21 protein-coding genes, 10 tRNA genes, 3 rRNA genes and 1 pseudogene are annotated in these 26,160 nt (G+C 40.1%); 7 read left to right on the top strand and 28 right to left on the bottom strand.

Features of this window, described 5'->3' with window-relative positions:
- Window positions 1–198 precede the first annotated feature (198 nt).
- The 6 genes from BME96_RS01185 to BME96_RS01160 all read right to left on the bottom strand — a co-directional run bounded on the left by BME96_RS01185 (window position 199) and on the right by BME96_RS01160 (window position 1,083).
- Window positions 199–274 (bottom strand) — tRNA-Lys (locus BME96_RS01185).
- A gap of 360 nt (window positions 275–634) precedes the next feature.
- Window positions 635–709: transfer RNA gene (locus BME96_RS01180), tRNA-Gln, on the bottom strand.
- Between the two features lie 12 nt (window positions 710–721).
- Window positions 722–806 (bottom strand) — tRNA-Tyr (locus BME96_RS01175).
- Between the two features lie 41 nt (window positions 807–847).
- Window positions 848–923 (bottom strand) — tRNA-Thr (locus BME96_RS01170).
- Window positions 924–926: 3 nt separating this feature from the next.
- Window positions 927–1,002 (bottom strand) — tRNA-Val (locus BME96_RS01165).
- 6 nt (window positions 1,003–1,008) lie between these two features.
- A tRNA-Glu gene (locus tag BME96_RS01160) sits at window positions 1,009–1,083 on the bottom strand.
- Between the two features lie 254 nt (window positions 1,084–1,337).
- On the opposite strand from BME96_RS01160, the gene fabI reads away from it, so the two are divergent.
- Both fabI and BME96_RS01150 read left to right on the top strand, forming a co-directional pair.
- On the top strand, window positions 1,338–2,114 hold the full coding sequence (gene fabI / locus BME96_RS01155) for an enoyl-ACP reductase FabI (RefSeq protein ID WP_060680615.1): 777 nt from the start codon (window positions 1,338–1,340) through the stop codon (window positions 2,112–2,114).
- 70 nt (window positions 2,115–2,184) lie between these two features.
- Window positions 2,185–2,895, top strand: a complete 711-nt coding sequence (locus BME96_RS01150) for a potassium channel family protein (protein ID WP_071648063.1) — start codon at window positions 2,185–2,187, stop codon at window positions 2,893–2,895.
- Between the two features lie 305 nt (window positions 2,896–3,200).
- On the opposite strand, the gene BME96_RS01145 is transcribed toward BME96_RS01150, so the two are convergent.
- From BME96_RS01145 to tnpB, 4 genes and pseudogenes are all read right to left on the bottom strand, one after another.
- Complete coding sequence (locus BME96_RS01145) at window positions 3,201–3,770, bottom strand: dihydrofolate reductase family protein (protein WP_071648062.1); 570 nt, start codon at window positions 3,768–3,770, stop codon at window positions 3,201–3,203.
- 425 nt (window positions 3,771–4,195) lie between these two features.
- Window positions 4,196–4,633, bottom strand: a complete 438-nt coding sequence (locus BME96_RS01140) for an NUDIX domain-containing protein (protein WP_071648061.1) — start codon at window positions 4,631–4,633, stop codon at window positions 4,196–4,198.
- A gap of 174 nt (window positions 4,634–4,807) precedes the next feature.
- Window positions 4,808–5,473 (bottom strand): HAD family hydrolase, encoded by a 666-nt coding sequence (locus BME96_RS01135; RefSeq protein ID WP_071648060.1) that lies wholly within the window; start codon window positions 5,471–5,473, stop codon window positions 4,808–4,810.
- 224 nt (window positions 5,474–5,697) lie between these two features.
- Window positions 5,698–6,871, bottom strand: a pseudogene (tnpB, locus tag BME96_RS01130) (IS200/IS605 family element RNA-guided endonuclease TnpB).
- Between the two features lie 85 nt (window positions 6,872–6,956).
- Between tnpB and BME96_RS19740 the strand changes: the two are divergent.
- Window positions 6,957–7,094, top strand: coding sequence for a hypothetical protein (locus tag BME96_RS19740; protein ID WP_197035829.1), 138 nt, complete (start codon window positions 6,957–6,959; stop codon window positions 7,092–7,094).
- 215 nt (window positions 7,095–7,309) lie between these two features.
- Here BME96_RS19740 and BME96_RS01120 read toward each other — a convergent pair.
- The 8 genes from BME96_RS01120 to BME96_RS01085 all read right to left on the bottom strand — a co-directional run bounded on the left by BME96_RS01120 (window position 7,310) and on the right by BME96_RS01085 (window position 13,207).
- A tRNA-Thr gene (locus BME96_RS01120) sits at window positions 7,310–7,382 on the bottom strand.
- 5 nt (window positions 7,383–7,387) lie between these two features.
- A tRNA-Asn gene (locus tag BME96_RS01115) sits at window positions 7,388–7,462 on the bottom strand.
- A gap of 98 nt (window positions 7,463–7,560) precedes the next feature.
- Window positions 7,561–7,676 (bottom strand): 5S ribosomal RNA (gene rrf, locus BME96_RS01110).
- 85 nt (window positions 7,677–7,761) lie between these two features.
- Window positions 7,762–10,676, bottom strand: a 23S ribosomal RNA gene (locus BME96_RS01105).
- Window positions 10,677–10,773: 97 nt separating this feature from the next.
- A tRNA-Ala gene (locus BME96_RS01100) sits at window positions 10,774–10,846 on the bottom strand.
- A 14-nt stretch (window positions 10,847–10,860) separates the two neighbouring features.
- Window positions 10,861–10,937, bottom strand: a tRNA-Ile gene (locus BME96_RS01095).
- 108 nt (window positions 10,938–11,045) lie between these two features.
- Window positions 11,046–12,611: ribosomal RNA gene (locus BME96_RS01090) — 16S ribosomal RNA — on the bottom strand.
- The 16S, 23S and 5S rRNA genes sit together here with 4 tRNA genes alongside, the layout of an rRNA operon.
- A 377-nt stretch (window positions 12,612–12,988) precedes the next feature.
- Window positions 12,989–13,207 (bottom strand): hypothetical protein, encoded by a 219-nt coding sequence (locus tag BME96_RS01085; protein ID WP_019379286.1) that lies wholly within the window; start codon window positions 13,205–13,207, stop codon window positions 12,989–12,991.
- A 378-nt stretch (window positions 13,208–13,585) separates the two neighbouring features.
- On the opposite strand from BME96_RS01085, the gene pdaB reads away from it, so the two are divergent.
- A complete protein-coding gene (gene pdaB, locus BME96_RS01080; RefSeq protein WP_071648057.1) occupies window positions 13,586–14,344 on the top strand; it encodes a polysaccharide deacetylase family sporulation protein PdaB in 759 nt (252 codons plus the stop codon).
- A gap of 45 nt (window positions 14,345–14,389) precedes the next feature.
- Here pdaB and BME96_RS01075 read toward each other — a convergent pair whose 3' ends face one another.
- Window positions 14,390–14,989 (bottom strand): KinB-signaling pathway activation protein, encoded by a 600-nt coding sequence (locus BME96_RS01075; RefSeq protein WP_019379288.1) that lies wholly within the window; start codon window positions 14,987–14,989, stop codon window positions 14,390–14,392.
- A gap of 151 nt (window positions 14,990–15,140) precedes the next feature.
- On the opposite strand from BME96_RS01075, the gene gerD reads away from it, so the two are divergent.
- Window positions 15,141–15,776, top strand: a complete 636-nt coding sequence (gene gerD, locus BME96_RS01070) for a spore germination lipoprotein GerD (protein ID WP_071648056.1) — start codon at window positions 15,141–15,143, stop codon at window positions 15,774–15,776.
- Window positions 15,777–15,816: 40 nt separating this feature from the next.
- Here gerD and BME96_RS01065 read toward each other — a convergent pair whose 3' ends face one another.
- Window positions 15,817–16,875, bottom strand: a complete 1,059-nt coding sequence (locus tag BME96_RS01065; protein WP_071648055.1) for an Mrp/NBP35 family ATP-binding protein — start codon at window positions 16,873–16,875, stop codon at window positions 15,817–15,819.
- Window positions 16,876–16,997: 122 nt separating this feature from the next.
- Window positions 16,998–17,714, bottom strand: a complete 717-nt coding sequence (gene cwlD / locus BME96_RS01060) for an N-acetylmuramoyl-L-alanine amidase CwlD (RefSeq protein WP_071648054.1) — start codon at window positions 17,712–17,714, stop codon at window positions 16,998–17,000.
- Between the two features lie 144 nt (window positions 17,715–17,858).
- Here cwlD and BME96_RS01055 point away from each other — a divergent pair, with 144 nt between their 5' ends.
- A complete protein-coding gene (locus BME96_RS01055; RefSeq protein WP_060681700.1) occupies window positions 17,859–18,302 on the top strand; it encodes a DUF948 domain-containing protein in 444 nt (147 codons plus the stop codon).
- Window positions 18,303–18,332: 30 nt separating this feature from the next.
- Here BME96_RS01055 and BME96_RS01050 read toward each other — a convergent pair whose 3' ends face one another.
- Genes BME96_RS01050 through BME96_RS01040 form a run of 3 tightly spaced genes read right to left on the bottom strand, consistent with a single transcriptional unit; the run spans window position 18,333 to window position 19,463 of the window.
- On the bottom strand, window positions 18,333–18,533 hold the full coding sequence (locus BME96_RS01050) for a hypothetical protein (protein ID WP_071648053.1): 201 nt from the start codon (window positions 18,531–18,533) through the stop codon (window positions 18,333–18,335).
- Complete coding sequence (locus tag BME96_RS01045) at window positions 18,514–18,978, bottom strand: DUF948 domain-containing protein (protein ID WP_019379294.1); 465 nt, start codon at window positions 18,976–18,978, stop codon at window positions 18,514–18,516. Before BME96_RS01045 ends, BME96_RS01050 begins: the two co-directional genes overlap by 20 nt.
- Window positions 18,979–18,980: 2 nt before the next feature.
- Window positions 18,981–19,463, bottom strand: a complete 483-nt coding sequence (locus BME96_RS01040) for a DUF948 domain-containing protein (RefSeq protein WP_071648052.1) — start codon at window positions 19,461–19,463, stop codon at window positions 18,981–18,983.
- A 170-nt stretch (window positions 19,464–19,633) separates the two neighbouring features.
- On the opposite strand from BME96_RS01040, the gene BME96_RS01035 reads away from it, so the two are divergent.
- On the top strand, window positions 19,634–20,488 hold the full coding sequence (locus BME96_RS01035; protein ID WP_060681696.1) for a YihY/virulence factor BrkB family protein: 855 nt from the start codon (window positions 19,634–19,636) through the stop codon (window positions 20,486–20,488).
- Window positions 20,489–20,812: 324 nt separating this feature from the next.
- On the opposite strand, the gene BME96_RS01030 is transcribed toward BME96_RS01035, so the two are convergent.
- The 4 genes from BME96_RS01030 to BME96_RS01015 all read right to left on the bottom strand — a co-directional run bounded on the left by BME96_RS01030 (window position 20,813) and on the right by BME96_RS01015 (window position 26,159).
- The gene (locus BME96_RS01030) at window positions 20,813–22,111 is read right to left on the bottom strand and encodes an efflux RND transporter periplasmic adaptor subunit (RefSeq protein WP_071648051.1); all 1,299 of its coding nucleotides are present in this window, start codon (window positions 22,109–22,111) and stop codon (window positions 20,813–20,815) included.
- Window positions 22,108–22,785 carry a hypothetical protein gene (locus tag BME96_RS01025; protein ID WP_071648050.1) on the bottom strand — a complete coding sequence of 226 codons (678 nt, stop codon included), beginning with the start codon at window positions 22,783–22,785 and terminating at the stop codon, window positions 22,108–22,110. Before BME96_RS01025 ends, BME96_RS01030 begins: the two co-directional genes overlap by 4 nt.
- Window positions 22,786–23,056: 271 nt before the next feature.
- Window positions 23,057–24,220 carry a GNAT family N-acetyltransferase gene (locus tag BME96_RS01020; protein ID WP_071648049.1) on the bottom strand — a complete coding sequence of 388 codons (1,164 nt, stop codon included), beginning with the start codon at window positions 24,218–24,220 and terminating at the stop codon, window positions 23,057–23,059.
- Between the two features lie 28 nt (window positions 24,221–24,248).
- A complete protein-coding gene (locus BME96_RS01015) occupies window positions 24,249–26,159 on the bottom strand; it encodes a vWA domain-containing protein (RefSeq protein WP_071648048.1) in 1,911 nt (636 codons plus the stop codon).
- Window position 26,160: the final 1 nt, after the last annotated feature.

Here is a 26,160-nt window from a genome sequence, read left to right as displayed (position 1 = left end):
ACATGGCGCATAAAATTTATTTAGCATCTAAATTATATTTAAAGTATAACACGAGATTGCTATCTATTCACAAAAAAATGACTGTATCTATTATGTAAAAATTTACTCTAAAATGCAAATAAACAAGGCTGTTCATTTTTTAAACGACCTTGTTTATCTTATTTGCTATATATGACGTATTTAACCTCATTTTTTAAGTGGTGAGCCATGAAGGATTCGAACCTTCGACCCTCTGATTAAAAGTCAGATGCTCTACCTACTGAGCTAATGGCTCATATTATTTTTGTGTTCTCTTGCTTAAGACTGCGTTCATCTTGTGGACCCCTGCTTCTTCCAGCTTTTTCAGTGATGTTAGGTACATCGGGGTTACTCGCAGCTTATTCGGTAGAAGGATTGCTCGTTGCTCTACCTACTGAGCTAATGGCTCATATTATTTTTGTGTTCTCTTGCTTAAGACTGCGTTCATCTTGTGGACCCCTGCTTCTTCCAGCTTTTTCAATGATGCCAGGTACATCGGGGTTACTCGCAGCTTATTCGGTAGAAGGATTGCTCGTTGCTCTACCTACTGAGTGTTTATACCTAGTTTTATGTATTACCCTGTTCTCAACAAAAATAATCCTATAAATAAAAAAAGTGGCTGGGCTACTAGGATTCGAACCTAGGATACACGGGATCAAAACCCGATGCCTTACCGCTTGGCTATAGCCCAACAATACAAAAATGGTGGAGGGGGGCAGATTCGAACTGCCGAACCCTGAGGGAGCGGATTTACAGTCCGCCGCGTTTAGCCACTTCGCTACCCCTCCATATTGTTAACTATTATATAAGAATTATACATAAAAATAAATGGTGCCGGCCAGAGGACTTGAACCCCCAACCTACTGATTACAAGTCAGTTGCTCTACCAATTGAGCTAGGCCGGCAGATGGTGGAGGATGCAGGGCTCGAACCTGCGACCCCCTGCTTGTAAGGCAGGTGCTCTCCCAGCTGAGCTAATCCTCCGTATATTGGTGACCCGTACGGGATTCGAACCCGTGTTACCGCCGTGAAAGGGCGGTGTCTTAACCGCTTGACCAACGGGCCAGTGCAATGTAAATAATTTAAAATAGAAGTGGCTTTGAAGATTTCTACTATGCTCTTCTCAAACCAACGAATTTTATTATACCCAGATATTTTATATTTGTAAAGGGTAAAATGAATTTTTTTTATAAAAATGTCGAAACACCGTTTAAACCCTGTCATAATAACCTGTACACAAATATATTTTTCTCAAAGGTTTCTTTCATAAAGGCTGTTAGTTATAATATACAAAAGAAACATATTATGGAGGTACATTTATGGCAAATTTATTAGAAGGTAAAAAGATTGTGGTTATGGGAGTTGCAAGTGAACGTAGTATTGCGTGGGGAATCACAAAATCATTACATAACGCAGGAGCAAACTTAATTTTCACCTATAGACAGGAACGATCCTATCAAAAATTAACTAAGTTACTTGAAAAATATGACATTCAGGCAGAATTAGTTGTATCATGTGATGTTGCTAGTGACGAAAGTGTACAACAAGCGTTTAAAGAAATCAAAGAAAAAATAGGAGTCATTCATGGAGTTATTCATTCTGTAGCCTTTGCTAAACGTGAAGAACTAAAAGGTGAATATGCTGACACCTCTCGTGACGGTTTCTTACTTGCACAGGAAATTAGTGCGTATTCTCTAGTATCAGTAACAAAAGCTGCTAAAGAATTGATGACTGAAGGCGGAAGTATTGTAACTCAAACATATTTAGGGGCGGAACGAGTAATCCAAAACTATAATGTAATGGGTGTTGCAAAAGCTTCTTTAGAGGCCAGCATGAGATATTTAGCAGAAGATATGGGTAAATACAATATACGTGTAAATGCCGTCTCAGCAGGTCCGATTCGTACGTTATCCGCAAAAGGTGTATCCGGATTTAATGAGAAGATGAGTATAATAGAAGAAAAAGCCCCTTTACGTAGAAATGTGGACCAAGACCAGGTTGGGGATGCTACCTTATTCTTCATGAGCGAATTATCCAGAGGAATAACTGGAGAAGTATTACATGTAGACTCTGGTTACCATATTATCGGAGGGTAGAGTATTTCATCTAAAAGACACTTATTCGCAATAAGTGTCTTTTTACTATTAATTAAACAAGGTGGTTTTCATGCGAAAAAAATTAGCATTAATTTATGAAATTTTTTTGATCATACTCATTCTCTTATCAGTAATTTTGATATGGCATGAAGAGGACAACTTAATATACTTGGATAAAATCATCTGGTTCGTATTATTTACAGATGTTCTCATTCGGTTTCTAATCAGCAAAAATAAATGGCACTATATAAAAGAAAACCCCTTTGATATTATTTCTGTGATTCCCTTAGATAGCATCTTTCAGACCGCTAGGGTGGTTAGGCTGTTTCGAGTGCTGCGAATTATATCATTAGGTAAAAAGTATATTACACCATTTAGAAATATACTAAAAACCAATAATTTTCATAAAGTCTTTGCTGTATCTGTGCTCTTAATAGGCTTATCTACTTTCTTGGTCAAGCATTTCGAACCATCAATTAATACATATGAAGATGGTCTTTGGTGGTCCATCGTTACCGCCACGACCGTAGGCTATGGGGATATATCACCTGATACAGGTATGGGACGTTTAATTGCAATTATATTAATGCTTATCGGTATAGGTTTAATAGGTATGTTGACTAGTTCGATTACAACGTATTTTGTCGGTAGCAAAAAACAACAAAACCCAACAATAGAATTTATTAAAAGCGAACTTGATCGATATGAGGAATTACATACTAGCGAGAAAAGACGTTTAGTTTTACTGTTGAAGGACTTAAATGAGACTGAGAATGAATAAAATAAAAGTTTAAAACCAGAGTACAAATGTACAATTTAACACACATGTCCATTTTTAGCTTAAATATATTTGAAAAAGAAATGGTGAGTACAAATTGACGAAAACGAAGTGCTATAGAGGCGGTTAATTTGATGATGCAAGAAGTAAATTTAGTATTATAAGGCTAGACCACACAAAAACTTCTACCATTAGTAGAAGTTTTTTATTAAGAGTGTGTAACAGGATTTGAAGCTATGACTCTCTTTTTCGACCTTTGACCTGGCAAGGAATAAAGGGCCATTCCAACTATCGTGCTATTGTTAAATTCAATTACTGTTTGATCGATAGATTAGTTGAACTACGCCGGAGGAATAGGTTTTTGTATTAATCAAGTTTAGATTCATTCTTTGTTTTAAATCAATAAATAATGGTCTTCCTTCTCCCAATACCACAGGGTGGACAGATAATCTGTACTCATCCACTAGTCCCAAATTAATAAAAGTCGTGATAAGGCTCGCTCCACCATATAACCATATATCTTTACCACTATTACCCTTTAATTTATTTATTTCCTCGGGGATATTTTCATTTATACATATTGCTTTATTATCAAACCCCTTTTGCGTTCTGGAAAACACATATTTTTCCTTACTGTGTATCAACTCCCACATTTCCTTCTCGTCATCAGGAGCCTTGGTTGTTGGAATATATTGCCCCCACAATTCGTAACTTTTTCTTCCATATAAAATTGTATCGATTTGATTAAGAAATTTAGCAAACTTCATTTCAGGGTCCATTATGCACCAATCAATTTCTCCATTTTTCCCTTCAATAAAACCATCTAGAGTAACTGCTAAATCTAAGATAATTTTTCTTGTTCCTACTTCGTTGGACATTATATTCCCTCCTATGGGTTATTTAAGAACTGGCACGTTTGAATCGCAAAGATTATTCAAGAATTGCTCTTAACTTTGGGGGAGAATCTGGTTTTAATTTGAAATAAAAAAATTTCAATATGAATTATTTTTTACTTTTTTTGCCTCATTTAGAAAACAAGAAACCAACGAAACTAGCAACCCTACAAATGAAATGACCAATCCAATTACGTTTGGTAAACCCCTTGAAGTTAGTATTAGGGCTATTCCAAATAATGATATTGAAATGCCTAAAAGTGATAAATGCATAATTATCCTCTCCTAATCTTCTTCCACGATTTGACCCGTTTCAGGCACAGTGTTTGTTACTCCTACTGCGCCCGATGATTGAAAGTCATTACTCAACTAAAGACAATGTATCCTTCCCAGCTTTTATTGGGTATGTCTTATGTATAAATATTTAAATACTGTTTGATTAAGTATAAGTGATGTTCATGAAAAAGATACTTTTCTAAATAACTGAAATCAACCCAACACATTGGCTCTTTTTCAACTGGCTCTGCTATCCTTTCCAATAGCTCACAAGCGTATAATATTCCGATATTATGTTGAGAATCACGAGGGTATTTTGCTGAAACCCAATGTCTTTCGGCTTTCCCTATGGTCTCAACTATTTGAATTTTATGCCCTGTTTCCTCAATACTCTCTCTTAATAATGCATTTTCAGGATCTTCATCTGCTTCAACCCCTCCACCGACTAAAAATAAATTCCCGTCTAAGTCTTCCACACATAAAAATTGTTGTTGATGATTCTGAATGACAGCGTACGCTCCTGTTCTTTTCCAATAATTTAAATCATAGTTGCGTTCACCAAAAATTTTCATTGTCCACCTCCTAATTAAAAATTCAGGTAAAACTTATAACATTAAAATTCGTCCCCAAGCATCGCTTGATAACTTTTCGTGGAAAATCACTCCATTATTTGGCTCAATAAAGCAATAGAGGACGCTTTTCTTTATTCATTGAAAGCACTCTTTAATTGAATAATTACCAAACATTTATTCACATAATATTAATCGATTGAATTGCTCTATAGTTTCAAGGTAATATTTTGACTCCCTTTTCATCTGTTCCTTTATTTCAGGAATACTGTGCGACCACCCAGCAGCGGCGAAGTCTACATTACTGTTTCTTGCCATCTCTAACCCTGGCTTTAGATCATCCAACATTAGTGCTTCAGTTTCTAGAAGATTAAAGCGTCTTAAAATTTCCTTAATTGGATATGTATGTGGTTTCCTCTGATGTTCTGGAAGTTCCCACCCAAAGATTGCGTCCGGCACGAATCCACAATGAATAGAATAATCTCTTTCAATCCGGTTCCTCTCGGAATGAGAAACCACTGTCACAATTCCACCTTGGCGTTTAAACTCTTGAATGGTCTCTACAAACAATTCATAGAAGTCAGGTACAATTGATTCCGTATACCTTTTCCAAACTAGTTGCTGATGTTTTTGTTCTTCCTCTGTGAATTTCATAATGTCTTTACATAAAGAGGAAAAGCCTGGATTGAAACAGTATTTAACAAAATCTTCAAGCGTGATAGGTTGCTCATTTGGTCTTAGGTCTATAAGTGCCTCCACAAATGATGGATAGTGTATATCTGGAGTACTTTTCACCCCTGTATCATCATGGTCTAAAATTAAACACTTATATTTTAGAGTCATAGTAACCTCCCATAATTCATTATAAAAAATTCATTCTTCCATTTAGTTGTGCTCAACAATATGGCCTGTTTGTTCTATTAGCATACTCCTTTCTTCTAATCAATTTTATCAGATATTATTTTAAATAATTACTTTTAATTTTGAACTACCCACCACTTATCGACCTTACGGGGTGATTGAAGTGGGAGATTCCTAAGAACACCAACCTAACGGTTAGTTATGGATTAGGCTATCCCCGCAGTTCCTGCGGTTAATCGTAATGCTTCGTTACGAAGATTGATACTTGCGTTAATATCTCTTTGGTGATGAGTTTTGCACATAGGACACTCCCATTCACGCAAAGCAAGATTTTTAACGTCTTTATGCTTGTGACCACAATTGGAACACAGCTGACTTGAAGCAAAATTTTTAGCTGCAGTCACAACTTGTTTTCCGTACCATTTCGCTTTATATTCAAGCATCTTTCTGAACTCGGACCATGAGACTTCACTAATCGCCTTTGCAAGATGTTGATTCTTTAACATATTCTTAATAGACAAATCTTCAATCCCAATGATGTCGTGGTTTTTGACAATATCAGTAGAGATTTTATCCAACATATCTTTTCTAGCATTTGCTATCTTTTCGTGAAGTCGAGCCACTTTTGTTTTTTGTTTTTTCCAATTCGAAGAACCAACTTTTCGCCTTGAAAGCACACGCTGAGCTCTTACTAACTTTCCTTCTAACGAACGGAAAAACTTTGGATTTGCATATACGGTTCCATCTGAAAGCGTAGCAAAATCTTTCAACCCGACATCAACACCGATTGCCGAACCGGTCTTTTCAAAGACTTCAACTTCTGTTTCAGCTAAAATCGAAATGAAATATTTGCCCGAAGGATTACGTCTAATTGTTGCGTTCATAATTCTGCCTTCCACTTCACGACTTTTAGCAAAACGAACAAGACCTAATTTCGGCAATTTAACATGCTTATCCAAAACAGCAATATTTCCATTCACCCATTTCGTTGTATAGGATTGAACAGGATTTTTTTTGGATTTGAAACGAGGTTCACCGTTTTGCTTTTTATAATATCTTGTGTACGAATCGTTAACGATTTCCACCGATTTTTGAAGGGCAATACTATCCACTTCTTTTAAAAATGAATAGTGCTTCTTTAGTTCGCGAACAGCTTTAATGGATTGGTTTTTATTGAAAAACCCCCCCTTTCCAATTGTTTTCAGTGAGTTGACCGTTCTGCACCATTTCATTGGCGATATGCCAATAAGCGTCTTTGGATTTTTGCTTCCCAACAAAATAGTTGTATACAAAGCGGGAACATCCAATTGTTTTGTTAATCAGTTCCATTTGTTTTTTGGTTGGATAGATGCGGAATTTGTACGCTTTTTTTGCTAACATTGATTTTCACCTTCCTTTCATGTATTATTTTAATATACAATAAGTATACTATATATTATTTTAATAACAACATAGGAGGTTTAAAGTGTCACAGGTTTTAAATATGCGTTATCCAAAACGAATTGATGATTTTAAAGAAAAAAAGGGGGTTACGACTCGTACCCAAACGATTATCTACCTCATCCAATACGCTCTCGAACAGTCGGACAATCGAGATAGCTGAAGCTATCCCTTGTCCGAAGGCGATTCATCCCCCACCTACTCATTGGGTTTTGCCCTTCACATTCCTTGAAGATGGGGGTTTTCTCGCCTATTTTAAATAAATTAATAAAAGTCAAAACGCCTAAAATACAAGACCTAAATTGTAAGCGTTAATACTTTATTAGAACGATAAAAAAGACTTTTGCCCAAAAATGGACAAAAGCCTTATATATCAAGAGCTTCCAACAGGATTTGAACCTGCGACCCCTTCCTTACCATGGAAGTGCTCTACCTGCTGAGCTATGGAAGCAAAAATGGCTCCACAGGTAGGATTCGAACCTACGACCGATCGGTTAACAGCCGATAGCTCTACCACTGAGCTACTGTGGAATAGTTTAAATTAATTTAAATGTTATCAAGGTTTTTAATTCTTTACCTATCATACCATATTCAGCAAACAATTATTCGTAAATAGATGAAAAAAAGCAGCCTAGCGGCGTCCTACTCTTGCAGGGACAAAGTCCCAACTACCATCGGCGCTGGAGAGCTTAACTTCTGTGTTCGGCATGGGAACAGGTGTGGCCTCTCCGCTATTGCTACTAGACAACTTTTTAGCGGTATCTATCATAAAATGAATTTATACCCTAAAAACTAAATAAGAGAAAAACAACGACAATCAAAGAAGAAAATTAGTTAAGTCCTCGATCTATTAGTATCCGTCAGCTCCACGTGTCACCACGCTTCCACCTCGGACCTATCAACCTCATCGTCTCTGAGGGATCTTACTCACTCGAAGTGATGGGAAGTCTCATCTTGAGGGGGGCTTCATGCTTAGATGCTTTCAGCACTTATCCTTGCCACACGTAGCTACCCAGCTATGCTCCTGGCGGAACAACTGGTACACCAGCGGTGTGTCCATCCCGGTCCTCTCGTACTAAGGACAGCTCCTCTCAAACTTCCAACGCCCACGACGGATAGGGACCGAACTGTCTCACGACGTTCTGAACCCAGCTCGCGTACCGCTTTAATGGGCGAACAGCCCAACCCTTGGGACCGACTACAGCCCCAGGATGCGATGAGCCGACATCGAGGTGCCAAACCTCCCCGTCGATGTGAACTCTTGGGGGAGATAAGCCTGTTATCCCCGGGGTAGCTTTTATCCGTTGAGCGATGGCCCTTCCATGCGGAACCACCGGATCACTAAGCCCGACTTTCGTCCCTGCTCGACTTGTAGGTCTCGCAGTCAAGCTCCCTTCTGCCTTTACACTCTACGAATGATTTCCAACCATTCTGAGGGAACCTTTGGGCGCCTCCGTTACCTTTTGGGAGGCGACCGCCCCAGTCAAACTGCCCGCCTGACACTGTCTCCGGACCGGATCACGGCCCTGGGTTAGAATGGTCGTACAGCCAGGGTGGTATCCCACGGATGCCTCCACCGAAGCTGGCGCTCCGGTTTCCAAGGCTCCCACCTATCCTGTACAAGCTGTACAAACATTCAATATCAGGCTACAGTAAAGCTCCACGGGGTCTTTCCGTCCTGTCGCGGGTAATGCGCATCTTCACGCATAGTATAATTTCACCGGGTCTCTCGTTGAGACAGTGCCCAAGTCGTTGCACCTTTCGTGCGGGTCGGAACTTACCCGACAAGGAATTTCGCTACCTTAGGACCGTTATAGTTACGGCCGCCGTTTACTGGGGCTTCGGTTCTGCGCTTCGCGTAAGCTAACGCTTCCCCTTAACCTTCCAGCACCGGGCAGGTGTCAGCCCCTATACTTCGCCTTTCGGCTTCGCAGAGACCTGTGTTTTTGCTAAACAGTCGCTTGGGCCTATTCACTGCGGCTCCTCCTTAAAGGAGCACCCCTTCTCCCGAAGTTACGGGGTCATTTTGCCGAGTTCCTTAACGAGAGTTCTCCCGCTCACCTTAGGATTCTCTCCTCGCCTACCTGTGTCGGTTTGCGGTACGGGCACCTATGAACTCACTAGAGGATTTTCTTGGCAGTGTGAAATCAGGAACTTCGGTACTCTATTTCCCTCCCCATCACAGCTTGAAATTGTTGGACGGATTTGCCTATCCAACTTTCTCACTGCTTGGGCGCACACATCCATCGGTGCGCATTCCTTATCCTACTGCGTCCCCCCATCGCTCAAACGCTCATGAGGTGGTACAGGAATATCTACCTGTTGTCCATCGCCTACGCCTTTCGGCCTCGGCTTAGGTCCCGACTAACCCTGAGAGGACGAGCCTTCCTCAGGAAACCTTAGGCTTTCGGTGAAAGAGATTCTCACTCTTTTTTCGCTACTCATACCGGCATTCTCACTTCCAAGCGCTCCACCAGTCCTCACGGTCTGACTTCACAGCACTTGGAACGCTCTCCTACCATTGTTCGAAGAACAATCCGCAGCTTCGGTGATACGTTTAGCCCCGGTACATTTTCGGCGCAGAGTCACTCGACCAGTGAGCTATTACGCACTCTTTAAATGGTGGCTGCTTCTAAGCCAACATCCTGGTTGTCTGGGCAACTCCACATCCTTTTCCACTTAACGTATACTTTGGGACCTTAGCTGGCGGTCTGGGCTGTTTCCCTTTCGACTATGAACCTTATCACCCATAGTCTGACTCCCAAGTCTAAGTAGCTGGCATTCGGAGTTTGACTGAATTCGGTAACCCGATGAGGGCCCCTAGTCCAATCAGTGCTCTACCTCCAGTACTCATTCCTTGAGGCTAGCCCTAAAGCTATTTCGGAGAGAACCAGCTATCTCCGTGTTCGATTGGCATTTCACCCCTACCCACACCTCATCCCCGCATTTTTCAACATACGTGGGTTCGGGCCTCCAGTCAGTGTTACCTGACCTTCACCCTGGACATGGGTAGATCACACGGTTTCGGGTCTACGACCACATACTCAAATCGCCCTATTCAGACTCGCTTTCGCTGCGGCTCCGTGTCTTCCACTTAACCTTGCATGGGATCGTAACTCGCCGGTCCATTCTACAAAAGGTACGCCGTCACCCATAAACGGGCTTCGACTACTTGTAGGCACACGGTTTCAGGTTCTCTTTCACTCCCCTCCCGGGGTGCTTTTCACCTTTCCCTCACGGTACTGGTTCACTATCGGTCACTAGGGAGTATTTAGCCTTGGGAGATGGTCCTCCCGGATTCCGACGGAATTTCTCGTGTTCCGCCGTACTCAGGATACACTCCGGAGAGAATTCCTTTTCGATTACAGGGCTCTTACCTGCTGTGGCTGATCGTTCCAGATCGATTCATCTAAAGAATTCCTTTGTAACTCCAAAGGAGTGTCCTACAACCCCAGAAAGCAAGCTTTCTGGTTTGGGCTAATTCCGTTTCGCTCGCCGCTACTTGGGAAATCGCATTTGCTTTCTCTTCCTCCGGGTACTGAGATGTTTCAGTTCCCCGGGTCTGCCTCACATAGCCTATGTATTCAGCTATGCGTACTGTTCCATTACGAACAGTGGGTTCCCCCATTCGGAAATTCTCGGATCGATGTCTACTTACGACTCCCCGAGACATATCGGTGTTAGTCCCGTCCTTCTTCGGCTCCTAGTACCAAGGCATCCACCGTGCGCCCTTATTCACTTAACTATTTTTACAATGAATAAGCGTGCTAATTTCTTAGCCTTGCTTTTATATTTAAAATTGATGTCGTTGTTACTCTTATTTAGTTTTCAAGGTACAAAAATGGAGCCTAGCGGGATCGAACCGCTGACCTCCTGCGTGCAAGGCAGGCGCTCTCCCAGCTGAGCTAAGGCCCCGTGTTTTATATAGATGGTGGGCCTGAGTGGACTCGAACCACCGACCTCACGCTTATCAGGCGTGCGCTCTAACCAGCTGAGCTACAGGCCCATCTATTATTGTAATAGAGAATTTACTCTCTCAAAACTGAACCAAACAACCATGTATGTCCTTACCGGAAGACCCGAAGGTCTTCGGCGTTCCGTTCTAAATCCTTAGAAAGGAGGTGATCCAGCCGCACCTTCCGATACGGCTACCTTGTTACGACTTCACCCCAATCATTGGTCCCACCTTCGGCGGCTGGCTCCAAAAGGTTACCTCACCGACTTCGGGTGTTACCAACTCTCGTGGTGTGACGGGCGGTGTGTACAAGGCCCGGGAACGTATTCACCGCGGCATGCTGATCCGCGATTACTAGCGATTCCGGCTTCATGCAGGCGAGTTGCAGCCTGCAATCCGAACTGAGAATGGTTTTATGGGATTTGCTTGACCTCGCGGTTTCGCTTCCCTTTGTTCCATCCATTGTAGCACGTGTGTAGCCCAGGTCATAAGGGGCATGATGATTTGACGTCATCCCCACCTTCCTCCGGTTTGTCACCGGCAGTCACCTTAGAGTGCCCAACTAAATGCTGGCAACTAAGATCAAGGGTTGCGCTCGTTGCGGGACTTAACCCAACATCTCACGACACGAGCTGACGACAACCATGCACCACCTGTCACTCTGTCCCCGAAGGGAACTCGGTATCTCTACCGATTGCAGAGGATGTCAAGACCTGGTAAGGTTCTTCGCGTTGCGTCGAATTAAACCACATGCTCCACCGCTTGTGCGGGCCCCCGTCAATTCTTTTGAGTTTCAGCCTTGCGGCCGTACTCCCCAGGCGGAGTGCTTAATGCGTTAACTTCAGCACTAAGGGGCGGAAACCCCCTAACACCTAGCACTCATCGTTTACGGCGTGGACTACCAGGGTATCTAATCCTGTTCGCTCCCCACGCTTTCGCGCCTCAGCGTCAGTTACAGACCAGAGAGTCGCCTTCGCCACTGGTGTTCCTCCACATCTCTACGCATTTCACCGCTACACGTGGAATTCCACTCTCCTCTTCTGTACTCAAGTCCTCCAGTTTCCAATGACCCTCCACGGTTGAGCCGTGGGCTTTCACATCAGACTTAAAGGACCGCCTGCGCGCGCTTTACGCCCAATAATTCCGGACAACGCTTGCCCCCTACGTATTACCGCGGCTGCTGGCACGTAGTTAGCCGGGGCTTTCTGGTTAGGTACCGTCAAGGTGCCGCCCTATTCGAACGGCACTTGTTCTTCCCTAACAACAGAGCTTTACGATCCGAAAACCTTCATCACTCACGCGGCGTTGCTCCGTCAGACTTTCGTCCATTGCGGAAGATTCCCTACTGCTGCCTCCCGTAGGAGTCTGGGCCGTGCCTCAGTCCCAGTGTGGCCGATCACCCTCTCAGGTCGGCTACGCATCGTTGCCTTGGTGAGCCGTTACCTCACCAACTAGCTAATGCGCCGCGGGCCCATCTGTAAGTGGTAGCTAAAAGCCACCTTTCAACTTTCCATCAGGTGACGAAAAGTATTATCCGGTATTAGCCCCGGTTTCCCGGGGTTATCCCAGTCTTACAGGCAGGTTGCCCACGTGTTACTCACCCGTCCGCCGCTCGTTCCACAAGCGTCACCTCCGAAGAGAATCAGCTTGCTTCCCGCGCTCGACTTGCATGTATTAGGCACGCCGCCAGCGTTCGTCCTGAGCCAAGATCAAACTCTCCATAAAAGTTTGAATAAGATCGACACCAATCAATCTTATCTCATGTCTTAGCTGCAGAAGCGTTAACTTCTGGCTTTTTAAAAATTAACGAAAAACGTCATGTTTTTCTTGACATACTGGTTGTTTTGTTCAGTTTTCAAAGAGCAAATTTATCTGTGTCGTTTTTTGCGACGATATATAATTTAACATGGTTTCAAACTGTTGTCAATATGTTTTCTGCAAAAAGTTTTTTCTTTGTTTCTGCAATGTTTGTCTTTGTTTGACAACAAAAAATAATATATCACATATATTTCACCTTTGCAATACATTTATTAAAAAACTATTTATTTCTTCAATTAAGAAGTCTCCACCGTGCTAGTAAGCTTGATGAAGACTTCCTATCTTTACTTTTCTATTTGACTCGGGATGTACTTCATACATTCCTTCTCACTGGCAACTCTGCGATATAGCTGAAACAATATCCGATATCTTTCCTTCATAGCCCGTTTCACCATATGATCAATTCGGTGATCTTCCAAATCTAATAGTAATTCATCGAGCTCTCTTCTAATTAAGTATTCCATTTCTTTTTGCTCTATCTCACTTATTAATAATCCTAACACTACGCCACCTCTAATCTCTTCATCTCTAATAAAAATTATTACTTTCACTTTTTGCAAAAAAACGAAAAACATTTCCGCATGTAGTAATTGATTGCACTTCTATACAACGACCTATTTCTCGCTATTCTTATTTAAATTTTCCCTCGAATTTACTGAAATACTGTCTATATGTTTATAATTTATATTCTCTTTAATTCGACAGTCTATCCAATTATTACCCTATTTTCGATCTGAGAAACTGGTTTTTTTACTTTTTGTTTATTTGTAATCTTTTATCGAAATTTGTTATTAGTATGTAATTTAAATTTCTGCGAGTTCTATCTAATAGTAGGTTACATAGAATATTTATAGGACAAGTTAAAGAAAGGAGAATTACTAATGCAGCATTTTTATGTGTGGCGATTCAATAAATGGAAACGGTGGTTGGTTATTGGCTTATTTGCTCTTTTTACAGCTACTTTTCTTTGGTTTGAAAGGGATGGAACTTTTTCTGTTTTTTTAAATGATGAACCTTCTGTGTTAACAAAGGGAAATGCTGAAGAACCAAATATCGCGCTAACATTTAACATCAGTTGGGGTGAAGAGAAAGTACATGATATCTTAGCACAGCTTAAAAAAGAAAATGTAAAAGCAACCTTTTTTGTCAGCGGGGAATGGGCAGAACGTCACCCTGATATTTTGGAGAAGATTACGGACGATCAACACGAGCTAGGAATGCTTGGTTATCGTTATAAAAGTTATCTTGAACAGGAAATAGATCAAGTCAGAAAAGATCTCACTTATGCCAAAGAAATTTTCAACAAACTTGGCTACAAAGAGGTGGAGCTGCTTCGCCCACCTAATGGACATTTTAACAAAGAAATTATAAAGCTTGCTGAAAGCTTGAATTATAAAGTGATTCATTGGAATGTAAATCCAAACGACTGGAAGAATCCAGGAACCGAACAAATTACTGATTCCGTAGTAAAGCAAACAAGCAACGGAGATATTTTGTTAATGCATGCCTCCGATTCAGCAAAACAAACAGCTGGTGCATTGGAAAAAATTATTCCTATCTTAAAGAACAAGGGATTTTCTTTTGTCTCTCTTTCAGAATTAATTAACCAGGCACATGCAGAGTCAAAGCTTGTTGAATAAAAAAACTGCCCCAAATTGTGTATTGGAACAGTTTTTTAAGAAATACTATTTTTTTAATTCCTTATTATTTAATCGATGCAATGCAAGCAACTGATATGTATTGCATACCAATAGCGTAATAATCATTAACCAGGCATAATCTGTGCCCTCGGTACGCAGAGCCGGGACCCATTCGATCGATGTCATGACAATCATTAAAAATAATGCAGGTATAAATGCTGTCTGATTTGTTTCTTTTGCTTTTATCTTTGCTACAATCCATCCATATGCAAGAATACCCAGTGACATAAGAATAAACCAATACAATGCTATATTGCCATCTGTCGCTTTATATGGAAAGTAAACCAAGTCAAATAATACGAATGCTATTAATAAAACCTGCACTGTTGGCCAAAAGGAACGGAACATGCCGAGTCCAAAACGATTGATAAATAAATATGCAAAGAACCCCGTTTGGCTGACAACACTAAATACAAAGCCCATCCCAATAAAGAACACTACTAAGCCAAATAATTCACCTAAATCAAATGGATTCAGATTTTTGCTATATTCTCCAGATTTTACAAAAAAACTGGTAATGAGTCCTGCTAAACCACCTAAAAATAAAGTTGTAAAAAAGAAATGCACTAGTTTGCGACTATTCAATCTTATGTCCTCCTACTTCGTTAGCAACAATTTATTTGTTAATTCATTCACCATGTATTCTACCATGTTGGAAGAGTTTTTTCCTTAAGAAAACGCATATTTCCGATTCTCTTTAGACATATTAAGTACATATAGGGAGGAGGATTTCCTAATGAACCGTTCCATATATGTACTTTTTTTCGCCTTTCTTGTCCTTTTTTTAAGCGGATGTAATGGGGGAAATGCCGCTCCTGAAGAAGGCGATTACGATAAAACAAAGAAAATGGTAGTGGATATATTACAGACCGAGGATGGAAAAAAAGCGCTTCAAGAAATGTTAGCAGATGAAAAAATGAAACAAGAGCTTGTCATTCAATCTGATGTGGTAAAGAAATCCATTAATGAAACGCTTGTCTCTGACAAAGGAAAAGAAATGTGGGAAATGTTGTTTAAGGACCCTAAATTTGTCGAGGGATACGCAAAATCGATGGAAAAAGAGCAGGAAAAGCTTTTAAAAAAAATGATGAATGATGCCGATTACCAAAAGCAAATGCTCGAATTATTAAAGGATCCTAAAATGACAGAACAATTATTAACCGTTTTAAAAAGCCAGGAATTTCGTGCTCATTTGGAAGAGACAATTCAGCAAACATTAGAAACCCCTGTTTTCCAAGCTAAAATTCAAGAGATTCTTTTAAAGGCTGCTGAAAAACAAGCACAAGAAAAAGGTGGTAATGATGGCGGAAAGTCTCAACAAGGTGGGGGAGAAAGTGGCGGAGGCGGACCTGATAAGCAAGAAAGCTCATAAAGAAACAGCGGACGTACTTTTCGCCCGCTGTTTTTTACATTTACTCTTCTATTTTTGCAACAATTTTTGCCGCAATTTTATGGTATTCCTTCCCAATCGGGTGGTCTTCTTGATAAATGGAAGGTGCAAATACATCTTCATCTTCATATGGCTGTTGCAATGGCAACTGTCCAAGCACTTTAGTATTTAAGGCTTCAGCTAGCTTTTGCCCCCCACCTTGGCCAAAGACGTATTCTTTTTCTCCAGTTAATTTGCTTTCAAAATAAGCCATATTTTCAACAATACCTAAAATTTCATGCTCTGTTTTTAATGCCATTTGTCCTGCACGTGCCGCTACAAAGGCTGCTGTTGGATGTGGTGTTGTTACAATTACTTCCTTACAGCTAGGTAAAAGCTCGTGAACATCCATTGCAATATCCCCTGTGCCTGGTGGCAGATCGAGTAATAAATAATCCAGATCTCCCCACTCTACTTCTTTAAAGAAGCTGTTAATCATCTTACCAAGCATAGGACCACGCCAAATAATAGGGGAATTATCTTCGACGAAGAAGCCCATGGAAATAACTTTTACTCCAAACCTTTCTACAGGGATAATCTTCTCCCCACGGACTGCTGGACGTTCTTCTACACCCATCATATCCGGCACACTAAATCCGTAAATATCAGCATCAATGATACCAACCTTTTTGCCTAAACGCATAAGCGACATAGCCAGATTTACTGTAACAGTTGATTTACCTACACCGCCTTTACCACTGGCGACTGCAATAAACTTCGTATTGGAGCTTCCTCCCATCAAAGAGGATTCCTTTTCTTGTTCTGCAGTTGGCTGATACTTTTGTATTACCTCATCAGGCAGCTGTTCAAAACGTAAGCCGACTGTTGATGCTCCATTCTTTTTCAAAATACCAACGATTTCTTGCTGTAACTGCATTTGTTCCGCTGTATTGGTTTTTCCAATGCCTATTTTTACACTAACATGCTTCTTCTCTTCTTTAATGGTTACTTCAATTACGCCGCCTGTTTCTTCAAGCGTTCTATGTAAAAATGGATCTTTTACAGGATTTAATAATTGTACAATCTCGTCTTTAGTTAACAAAATATGACACCATCCTTTACTAGCGTTTAATTTCATCCAACGCTAGTATAACATAATTCAGCTAAAATCTAAGTGATATGAATCATGGGAAGGACAATGCACATATTTAATCCAAATAGAAATTAATCTTGAGCTTTCTCGGTGATAAATCGTAAAATTCCATTATAAATACTTGCTGACATTTTCTGCTGGTAATCCTCTTGCTTTAACATTTCTCTCTCCTGTTCGTTAGACAAAAATCCTATTTCTACTAAAGCACCTGGGATGTCTGCATGCTTCAGTAAATATATTCCGTCAATAGCCAGCGCCTGTCTTGTCGTATTCTCCAAATTTCGAGTGATTTCTGCTTGAATCATTTTTGCCAAATGCTTACTTTCATCAAACTTCGAATAATAAAAAGTCTGTGCACCGCTCCACCGAGTAGATGGTAATGCATTAAGATGGATGGTTATAAAAAAATCCGCATCTTTCTCTTTCATTAATTTCAGTCTGTTACGAATATCCTCTGCTTTGCGACGGGCAAGACCTTTTGTCTCTTCATCTGCCAGGTCTTTATCCTCTTCTCTTGTTAAATAGACAATTGCTCCAGACTGCTGTAAATAGCTTTGAAGCTTTTTGGAGACTTGAAGAGAAATATCCTTTTCCAAGGTTTGATCCTTTCCAACTGCTCCCCCATCTGCCCCGCCATGGCCCGGATCAATTACAATCGTTTTTCCGGAAAGTGGTAACGTCCATGAGACAGGCTGTGTCATCTCTTTTTTATTAACTGGGTATACTACTAATGTTACCAGTACAAAGAATCCCAATCCCCACAAGAACCATTTATACTTTTTATTCATTATTTTCTCGTCCCCTCTATAACATATGTATAACTATTTTATGGGACAGGCAAATAGAATATGATTAGTTTACTACTCGTTTAATTTCTTCAATTTGTGGTATTATTATTTAAAGGAACTTCAAGCGGAAGGAGATTTTATTATATGGATTGGCTAGGTATTGGGGTGCTCGTAATAGGTGTTGCCCTATTGGGACTTGTTTTCGTACTTATAAAACCACTTAATAAGCTAGCAGGGGTTTTTAATGGCCTGCAAAAAACAGTTGATCAGCTCCCTGAACAAGTAGATGATGTGATGACACAAGCGAAAGATACGTTAGAGACCGGAAACAGTACACTTCATCAAGTAAATGACCAAGTAAAGCAATTAAGCCCTATATTTTACATTGTAGGTGATGCTGGAAGAGCTACTCAGCATGTATCTTCAACAATGGTTGATCGTGTAATGAGTGTAAAAGAAGGCACATCAGAAGGTAATGATTTCATACAACGAAATCACTTAGAAGGATGGTATGGATTAGCAACATTGGGTTATTTTATTTATCAAAAAAGAAAAGGCTTGAGCAACAACAGAATTAATATAAATTAAAAAATCCCCATCTACAGGGGATTTTTTAATTTATATTTTTTTATCGACATCTAGCTTTATCTGGTTTATTTTCTCTGCTCGTGCCCTTCCGTCCTCATAAATCCTCTGGTCTATTCTCCTAATTTTATCAAGAAAGCCAGCTTGGCGGGATGCCAGAGACTTTGCCGCCCAGCCAAGTGTAACACCAGATATTGCTCCAAGGAGTACTGATTTATTCGTTTCTCTGCTCATGAGAGGATACTCCTTCGGTAACGTCCTTTTTCAATTGTCTGCGTTTTTTCAACCAATAATAGCCAAGCGCAAAAGAACCATATAGCCCGCCGACATTATTTTTCTTAGTAATTTCTTCTGTATCACTTGTTTTACTCTTCATCGATTCTGTTATGTCTACAAGGGAAGAGGAAAATTTTCTTGTTACATTTCCCGCATCACCTAAAATATAAAACAATGGACTTAATTGCTCCATTTTATCGTTTACATCCGCTAATGTGCGATTACTTTCTTGCATAAGATTACCTGTTTCTTTAAAAATCTCATCTAATTGATTAGGCAGTCTTTCTACCGTTTTCTCAACTCCATGAAGCACGCCAGCCAAGTTATTAAGCACATGAGCAACAAAAAAAGCTAAAATTAAAAAGGCTACACCGATAAGTAATACCCCAATTCCTGACAACATACCTATCCCTCTTTCCCTGTTTTATTTAATGGTACGAGCGAGTGGCTCTGGTTTTGAACCATCAATTCATTTTTTGATTTCTTTTTCCATTTGGAATATAAAGTGAAAGCAACCTCGCTCCATTTAATTCCCTCTACAAACGGCTTTGTTTTTCTTTCCATTTCTGTTTTTGACAGCTTATCACTACTGTTATGGATCGTTTGATTAACTGCGTTCATAGAAGATCCTACGTTTTCTACAGTGTCAAAAAGATTATCCGTTGATTTTAGTTTTATTCCTATGTCATCAACTATCTTATCTGTCTCATAAATAGTTTCTTTCAACCGTGGGGTAAGTGCTTCAACTTCCTTTTCCACTTCATTTACCGTTTTTGCCATCGTCTTCATTGTTTTGGAAATACGATACAATAAAAAGGATGTATAGGCTACGATAATTGCAAATGCGATTGAAATAAGTAACAGTGCTACATATATTATTCCTTCCATTGGAAAAACCCCCTCCTTTAAGTGCATTATACCACTAGAAGCTCGAAATAAAACGTATAAGAACTTTGTGGTGATACTGATATATCTATGGTATTTTTCGAATTTTCTTTCGGATTCATTTCCTCGCTAACAGGGTATACGGAATACAAATAACTGTTGGAGGAATGTATATGCCTAAAATGAAAACATATGGCAAATCGTTTATAGCTAGATTTCAAGAAGACAATGTACCTTTATTAGCAGCCGCACAGGCATATTATTATTTATTAGCAATTGTGCCATTATTAATCGTATGTTTTACTATAATCCCCTATTTTAATATAGACCCTAACACGGCGGTGAGCTTTTTGGAAAAAAACTTACCAAGTGAAATCAGCTCCATTTTGCAGGAAAACATCATTAGTATTGTAAACACCCCGCGTGGTGGTCTATTAACTTTTGGTATCATTGGAGCACTATGGTCTTCTTCAGCTGGAATTAATGCTTTTATTAAAGCAACAAATGAAGCTTATGAAGTAGAGGAAACTCGTAATTTTATTGTAGTCCGCCTCTTAGCTCTAGGGTTAACGCTTGGAATGATCCTAGCATTGGGGGTAGCTATTCTTCTCCCTGTATTCGGAAGTGTTATATTAAATTTCCTTGAGTCTATTCTTGGCCTATCGGCAGCAATGAGTTTATTATTTCAAGTACTTCGCTGGGCTGTCAGTATCATTGTAATCACATTAATACTAGCGATGCTATACAGATTCGCTCCTAATAAAAAGCTTCCATTTAAACATGTTATGCCAGGTGCGATGACTGCAAGTATACTATGGTTACTTGTATCTCTTGGTTTTTCATTTTATGTAAGTAACTTTGGCAGTTATTCTGCGACATATGGCAGTTTAGGCGGTATCATTATTTTAATGATCTGGTTCTTCTTAACTGGTTTAATCTTAATGGTTGGTGCTATTGTCAATGTCTTATATCATCAACAGCGTACGAGCAAACATGTAAGCAGAACGGAAAGAGCTTCCAACTTATAAAGAATGAGGGGATATGGCATAATCCTATTCTAAAGTGTGGGAAAAACCGCTCCGGAAAAACGCTTCGCTTTCCGTGGGCGCTGCTAAGCCTCCTCGTGCTACGCACTGCGGGGTCTTACCTAGGCTTTTTCTCCCACAGGACAAGGAAGGCTGCGACAGCTTAGCATCGCACGAAGGAAATGTGTACTTCATTTCCGAGGAGTCTGCGCATTTTCCTCCGCTAATTTGAAACATTAATAAATCCGAGCCATGTGTTAGTATTAGTGTGATTTGGTTCGGATTATTAGTGTGTAAAATTCTCTTGACCCCAGTCTTCTTTTGTTCTTACCTTGATAATAATCCTGTTACAAAATATTTACCCCAATCCTCGTATTTGCTCGAAACGACTTCTTTAACCTTAAATTTATACCACTGTAATGGAGTAATAAATGTCGCTTGATGGCGAAACTGACTTTCCCGTTCGGTAGCGGCCCATTCGCCTGCTTTCATGCCCTTCGTGATTTCCACCATGGATGCCATATACAAACCTGTTTCTACCTTTTGCTTCATTAGCTTTCCATTATCGTTCATTTTCCATACGGCACCTGCATACAGATTTTTTTCAAAGAGAACCGTTGCATCCTTGCTTTCTTCTGTAATAATAGAAAGATTCACATGATAGCCAGGTAATAATTCTTCTGCCTCTTCGTGACTCTCCTCGGCGCTCTCTTCCTGCTCTACCATGTTTTCCTGATTTTCTTGCTGTTCTTCTTCGTCTTCCTTTATCGCCACCGAAAACGGATAAATACTTTTTCCTTTGATACTAACATTTTCTGGTGTTTTCTGGATTTTTTCAAGTGTTCCTTCCAGTGCCATCACCTTTGCATCTACTTGGATATGCACAGGAAGTCCTTCGGCGATCCTGATTCTCTCCTGCTCCGTAAATTCGCCTTCTGCCTGTAATTCCTTGCCGGCAATCGTAAGCAGAGGTGCATCAAGGGTGGTAGAAACCTCCGTTACCAACCCTTCATAGGGACTCTCGACGGTTATCGTATCACCTGTAGCTTCCAACTCATTTAATTGTGCTTCGATGCTGGACAACTCCGCTTCCTTCGCTGCAAGCTCCTTCTTTTTTTCAATAAGATATTGGTCCTTCATCATAGCTGCTTCGACAGGGTTTTCCGGTAATTCGATTTGAATGGTAGGCTGCTCTGTATCTGCAGTTGCCGTTCCTTGCGTTGAACGCGGAATTTGATAGCGATTCATATCCGAGATAGCTCCTTCAACGGCTTGAACCTCTCCAGTCAGCTTCCTTTGTTGTTGTTCCAATTCAGCGACGGTTTCATAGTAATTTGTCACACGGTAGGTATACAATGGATCACCAACCTGGACTTCCACCCCTCCCTCCATCAAAAATTCCTGAAATTCACCTGTTTCCTCACTGAAATAAAGGTGGTTTTCCTGCATAGGAGAAAGTACACCTGGCTTATTTATCTCTTCCTTCATATCCGTTTGAAATGCTGGCAGCCATTCACTCACATAAGCGAGCCGGTCGACCTTCTGTTCTTTATCCAAAAAAAGAAGCAAATAATTTACCCCAATAAAAATAATTATTCCAGCTAAGATAAATCTTCTTCGCCTCATCCGAACCACCCACTTAAAATGTATGTATCAATAAATGCAAGCAAGGCTGTAATAACCCAATAGATCAGATGCAGAAAGATGACATTCACCCAAATCCAGACTTTTCTTATTGCTTGGGAAAGTGTCGTCAGGTACTTCACCTGAAATCTAATTATCCAAAATTGGAACAATGTTATTGCACCAAAGAAAAAAATAATCCAGCTCTTGTCCGTTATATAAGAGGCAATAATACCAAGAGAAAGTGGTGACACATACCAATCGAGTCCATTAACTGTAGCAAGTGGTATCCATAAAAGCCGCTCAATTAATAGTACGAACAAAACTACTTGCTGCATAATCATTAATTTTTTAAAGGGGATATCTGTTAATAAATAGAATAAGAGAGAAGGGATAAATAGGACAAGCATCGCAAATAAAACGGAAAATAATGCACGGCCTACCAAAAACCAAAATTTACTCTGTTCATATGTTAAGGCATTCATTTCCGTTGCATTTGTTGATATATAGTTAGACCCAATCCCCAAATAAGCCATCCAACAATAAATAAGTATACTTAAAAGAACAAGAAGGCCGGTTGCTTTCCATAGTTTATGTATTTTCTCTGCTTTTCCAATCCGAAACAAATGATCGTCCGTGGAAAATAATAGTTTAATAACGTTAGTATGATAACTCATCCTGTCCATCCTTTTCTATGTCCACTTACTTGTATTACTCTCCATTTTATCGCAATGTTCGCTAAAATTCTATCGATTTTGTAAATAATTAAAAAACCAGGAAATTCAACCCAGAAAAAGAACAAAAGTGTATGCGCTCACTATTAAGCATAACAGGATTAATATCCGCCTTAAAAAGGGTACTGCCATTACACGTCAGATAACAGAACAAAAAAACCAGCAGATTTCTCTACTGGTCAATGGCTTTAAAACAATTCATTAAAAAATATGCTTAAAAGAAATCGGTTAAAAAGGTTTGCTTTGCTGGGATGAGCCGCTCTAGAATTTCTATCTCACAGTCAGCAGCAGTTAATAATCCAGCTTTAAAATAATCGCTTGGTCGCTTAAACCCTAACAGCATTCCTGTAAGCATTTGAATGGAACAATTAGCAGACTGCGCCAGATTTTGATCTTCAACCCTAGTAACAGATGTTTTTCCATTCACACACTTAATCTCATATGTTCCTGTGTTTTCAGGAAAGAAGCTATCGTCCACTGTAATCGTTATTTCTCCTTCTCCAGTAAAAGGATATGTTTTTAAAAAAGCAGCAACATCGACAATCCTTGCCATAAAATAAGGGGCTGTTTTTTGTTCAAAACGTGGCTCATCAAGTAGTAAAGGTAGATGATTATCTTCAGGAACAATCATCGTAACCTTTTCAGCCATGGAATCATGATTACCAATAAAGTGAAGTAACAGTTTCTGAGCGTTTAAGCTATTATGTACAAGCTCTTTCACCTTCACTGTATTTTCCTTAACCTCATACATAATATATCCGGAAGCCAGTCCGTTTTCTTCATAAGCTACTGCAATGTGAACATCGTCTTTTAACACACGTTGCTCCCACCACTTTTCATCACGTGCAAGCATACCATTCCACTGTATCGCATATTTGGAATACAACTCATGTAATAAAGAAATATCTGGTTTAATTCTACGTACGTAACCTGACGTCTCCCATTTTTTCTTTAGTTTCTCAATCGGAATGGAGTAATGCTGTTCTGTGAAGGCATGCTCCCAGCCGAACCTCCGATAAAAGGCAAATGAAAAGGGATGAAGATAAGAAATTATTTGTCCGTTCCGCTTCATTTCCGTCAAAGCATGATGCAGCAAGTGCTTCACCATGCCTTTTCTTCGATATTCCGGCCATGTTGCTACAGAGCTGATCCCACCCATGGGGAACTCTTTTCCGTTAATATAACAAGATAAAGGAATGAGATGAAGTTTTGCTGCAATCTTATCTTCATCCATCCACCCCCAGATTGTATGACGGTCCGCTTCTGCCTTCTTCTTCTCCATTTCCTCCGGTGAAAGTTTATACTGAAAAGCGAACTGGGATAAAGCAAAAATTTCCTCATAATTCTTCCTGCTTAATGTTTGAATTGGCTGCTGCAAATAAACTCCTCCCTTATATATATCAATACTATATTACTTTTAGCAGAAGGCTTTTTAATAATGGGGCAAAATGTTCCGGTAGTTCTGAGACGGATGGAACAATTACCCGCTCTTTCCCATAAATATTCTCCATCATGGTGTGCTCTCTTTCCTCTACTTCTCCGTCTGATAAAAATAAACCGATAACTTCCAAACCGCGTTTCCGGGCCTCCGATACAGCCAGATTTGTATCAATAATACCATTTTGTTCATAATTGGCTGCTGCCGGCTCGCCATCAGAGAAAACAAGCAGGAATTTATTTTTTTCCGGCTGTCTTTCCAATTCTTCAGCTGCAACGCGAATACTAAACCCATCTCGATTATCTTCTCTGGGCTCTAATTGCATAATTTTTACCCCATTAGACTCGTAAAGGGAGTCAGAAAAGGAATGGATTCTATGAAAATAGTTTGGCTGATAATCCGCTTCTACCTCCATCGCATCCTCCCAAAAACCAATAATCGAATGTGGAATATGAAAGGATTTTAACACTTCATGGAATAAGATAATTCCTCGTTTTGTTTCCTCCATTTTCCCCTGCATTGAAGCAGAACAATCAACAAGTAATGTAAACGCTGCATCCATTTCCTTCGACTCTTGGTTCTTCTTGTAAAACACTCTTGGCTTCTCATCAAGGATAAGAGGTAATAATTTTTTAGAAAGCCTGCCTGCCATTAAATCTCTTCTCGGTGCATTCTTCTTATGCTCAATTGTTTTCTTTATAATATTGGAAAGCTTTCGTTCATATGGCTCCACATCCTGCAGATATTCCTTGTACAGTTCTCTATCGTCATTCGTTGGTTTATCTGCGCCAAGTTCATGTTTTACTGCAGCTTTATTGGCTTCCCCATACTGATTATCTTTCGTTTTTCCCTGGTCGCTCTCTTCTTTATCTAATGTATCAAGGTCAGAGTAATCATTGTTCTTACTTTGCCCGGAGGCTCCCTGAACTGTGGCCATTGCCTGGTCGCCATCTTCCGTCTCTCGAGCTCCTCCACCTTTTATACTGGTTTTCGTCCCGACATCCAATTCAAATTGAAGGAAGGTTTGCTTTCGGTCACTATTTTCATTTTCTCTATGCCAGGTAGAAAACTCCTCATCAATATACTCATTTTTGTCTTCATCTACTTCTTCCACATCTTCATTAGCAAGCTCATCTGTTCTAGTGAGTTCATCAAATAGCGTATTTTTTGTGTAGGATTCCAGATGACCAATTGGTAAAACAAAATACTCATCCACTGTGTCTTTGTAATCACTTTGCAGACCGAAAACAATACGTTCGGCCAGCTTGGTTATATCATCAGTACTCCTCGCTTCATACACAGCATACAGCTCCGGTTTGAGCATTTCCAATCGATCGAGCTGCTTTTGATTCGCTCTTGGAAAAGTTGGATCTGGTGTGTCTGCTTGCAGTAATAAATAAATCAGACAAAATAGTTCATCAAGAGCAAACCCGCGCGTTACATGTGATGCTAATTCATTCTCAAATTTATGTTTATAATACTTTGTTCGTATATTAAAAACAGAAATCGTGCCAGGTCTTTCTTTTTTAATCTTTTCTTCCAGTCGGATATCCTCCATAAGTGTAGCAAGCTGTCCTGCAAACTTAGGGATAGATGACTCTCTAAGAGCAGATATATAACGCTTCATTGCAGGAAGGTCCGTATACCGAAGGGTGCCAATGGCGCGTAAATAGACATCTGATTTTAACCCCGCTGTCTGAAACTCCGTTGTGGCCGTGTCCCAAGTTCTACTGACTGTCAGCTTATCATCAACTAAGTCAATATAGGATCCATAGCTATGTTCAAAGGACAGATCTGGATGACCTGAAAGCACTATAGACATATCTTGTAACAGCCGAAAAAGGTTTGTATCCACACTGGAATGATGAAAACGATACATA

It is taken from the genome of Virgibacillus halodenitrificans, assembly GCF_001878675.1.
Lineage (GTDB): Bacteria > Bacillota > Bacilli > Bacillales > Amphibacillaceae > Virgibacillus_Q > Virgibacillus_Q halodenitrificans.
Note: the sequence above shows the minus strand (reverse complement) of the source record. Positions and strands in the feature narration are given on the sequence as shown.

Coding starts and splice junctions, on each gene's coding strand:
- fabI (WP_060680615.1), top strand. CDS start 1,338: ATGGCAAATTTATTAGAAGGTAAAAAGATTGTGGTTATGGGAGTTGCA.
- BME96_RS01150 (WP_071648063.1), top strand. CDS start 2,185: ATGCGAAAAAAATTAGCATTAATTTATGAAATTTTTTTGATCATACTC.
- BME96_RS01145 (WP_071648062.1), bottom strand. CDS start 3,770: ATGTCCAACGAAGTAGGAACAAGAAAAATTATCTTAGATTTAGCAGTT.
- BME96_RS01140 (WP_071648061.1), bottom strand. CDS start 4,633: ATGAAAATTTTTGGTGAACGCAACTATGATTTAAATTATTGGAAAAGA.
- BME96_RS01135 (WP_071648060.1), bottom strand. CDS start 5,473: ATGACTCTAAAATATAAGTGTTTAATTTTAGACCATGATGATACAGGG.
- pdaB (WP_071648057.1), top strand. CDS start 13,586: ATGCAGCATTTTTATGTGTGGCGATTCAATAAATGGAAACGGTGGTTG.
- gerD (WP_071648056.1), top strand. CDS start 15,141: ATGAACCGTTCCATATATGTACTTTTTTTCGCCTTTCTTGTCCTTTTT.
- cwlD (WP_071648054.1), bottom strand. CDS start 17,714: ATGAATAAAAAGTATAAATGGTTCTTGTGGGGATTGGGATTCTTTGTA.
- BME96_RS01055 (WP_060681700.1), top strand. CDS start 17,859: ATGGATTGGCTAGGTATTGGGGTGCTCGTAATAGGTGTTGCCCTATTG.
- BME96_RS01050 (WP_071648053.1), bottom strand. CDS start 18,533: ATGAGCAGAGAAACGAATAAATCAGTACTCCTTGGAGCAATATCTGGT.
- BME96_RS01045 (WP_019379294.1), bottom strand. CDS start 18,978: ATGTTGTCAGGAATTGGGGTATTACTTATCGGTGTAGCCTTTTTAATT.
- BME96_RS01040 (WP_071648052.1), bottom strand. CDS start 19,463: ATGGAAGGAATAATATATGTAGCACTGTTACTTATTTCAATCGCATTT.
- BME96_RS01035 (WP_060681696.1), top strand. CDS start 19,634: ATGCCTAAAATGAAAACATATGGCAAATCGTTTATAGCTAGATTTCAA.
- BME96_RS01030 (WP_071648051.1), bottom strand. CDS start 22,111: ATGAGGCGAAGAAGATTTATCTTAGCTGGAATAATTATTTTTATTGGG.
- BME96_RS01025 (WP_071648050.1), bottom strand. CDS start 22,785: ATGAGTTATCATACTAACGTTATTAAACTATTATTTTCCACGGACGAT.
- BME96_RS01015 (WP_071648048.1), bottom strand. CDS start 26,159: ATGTATCGTTTTCATCATTCCAGTGTGGATACAAACCTTTTTCGGCTG.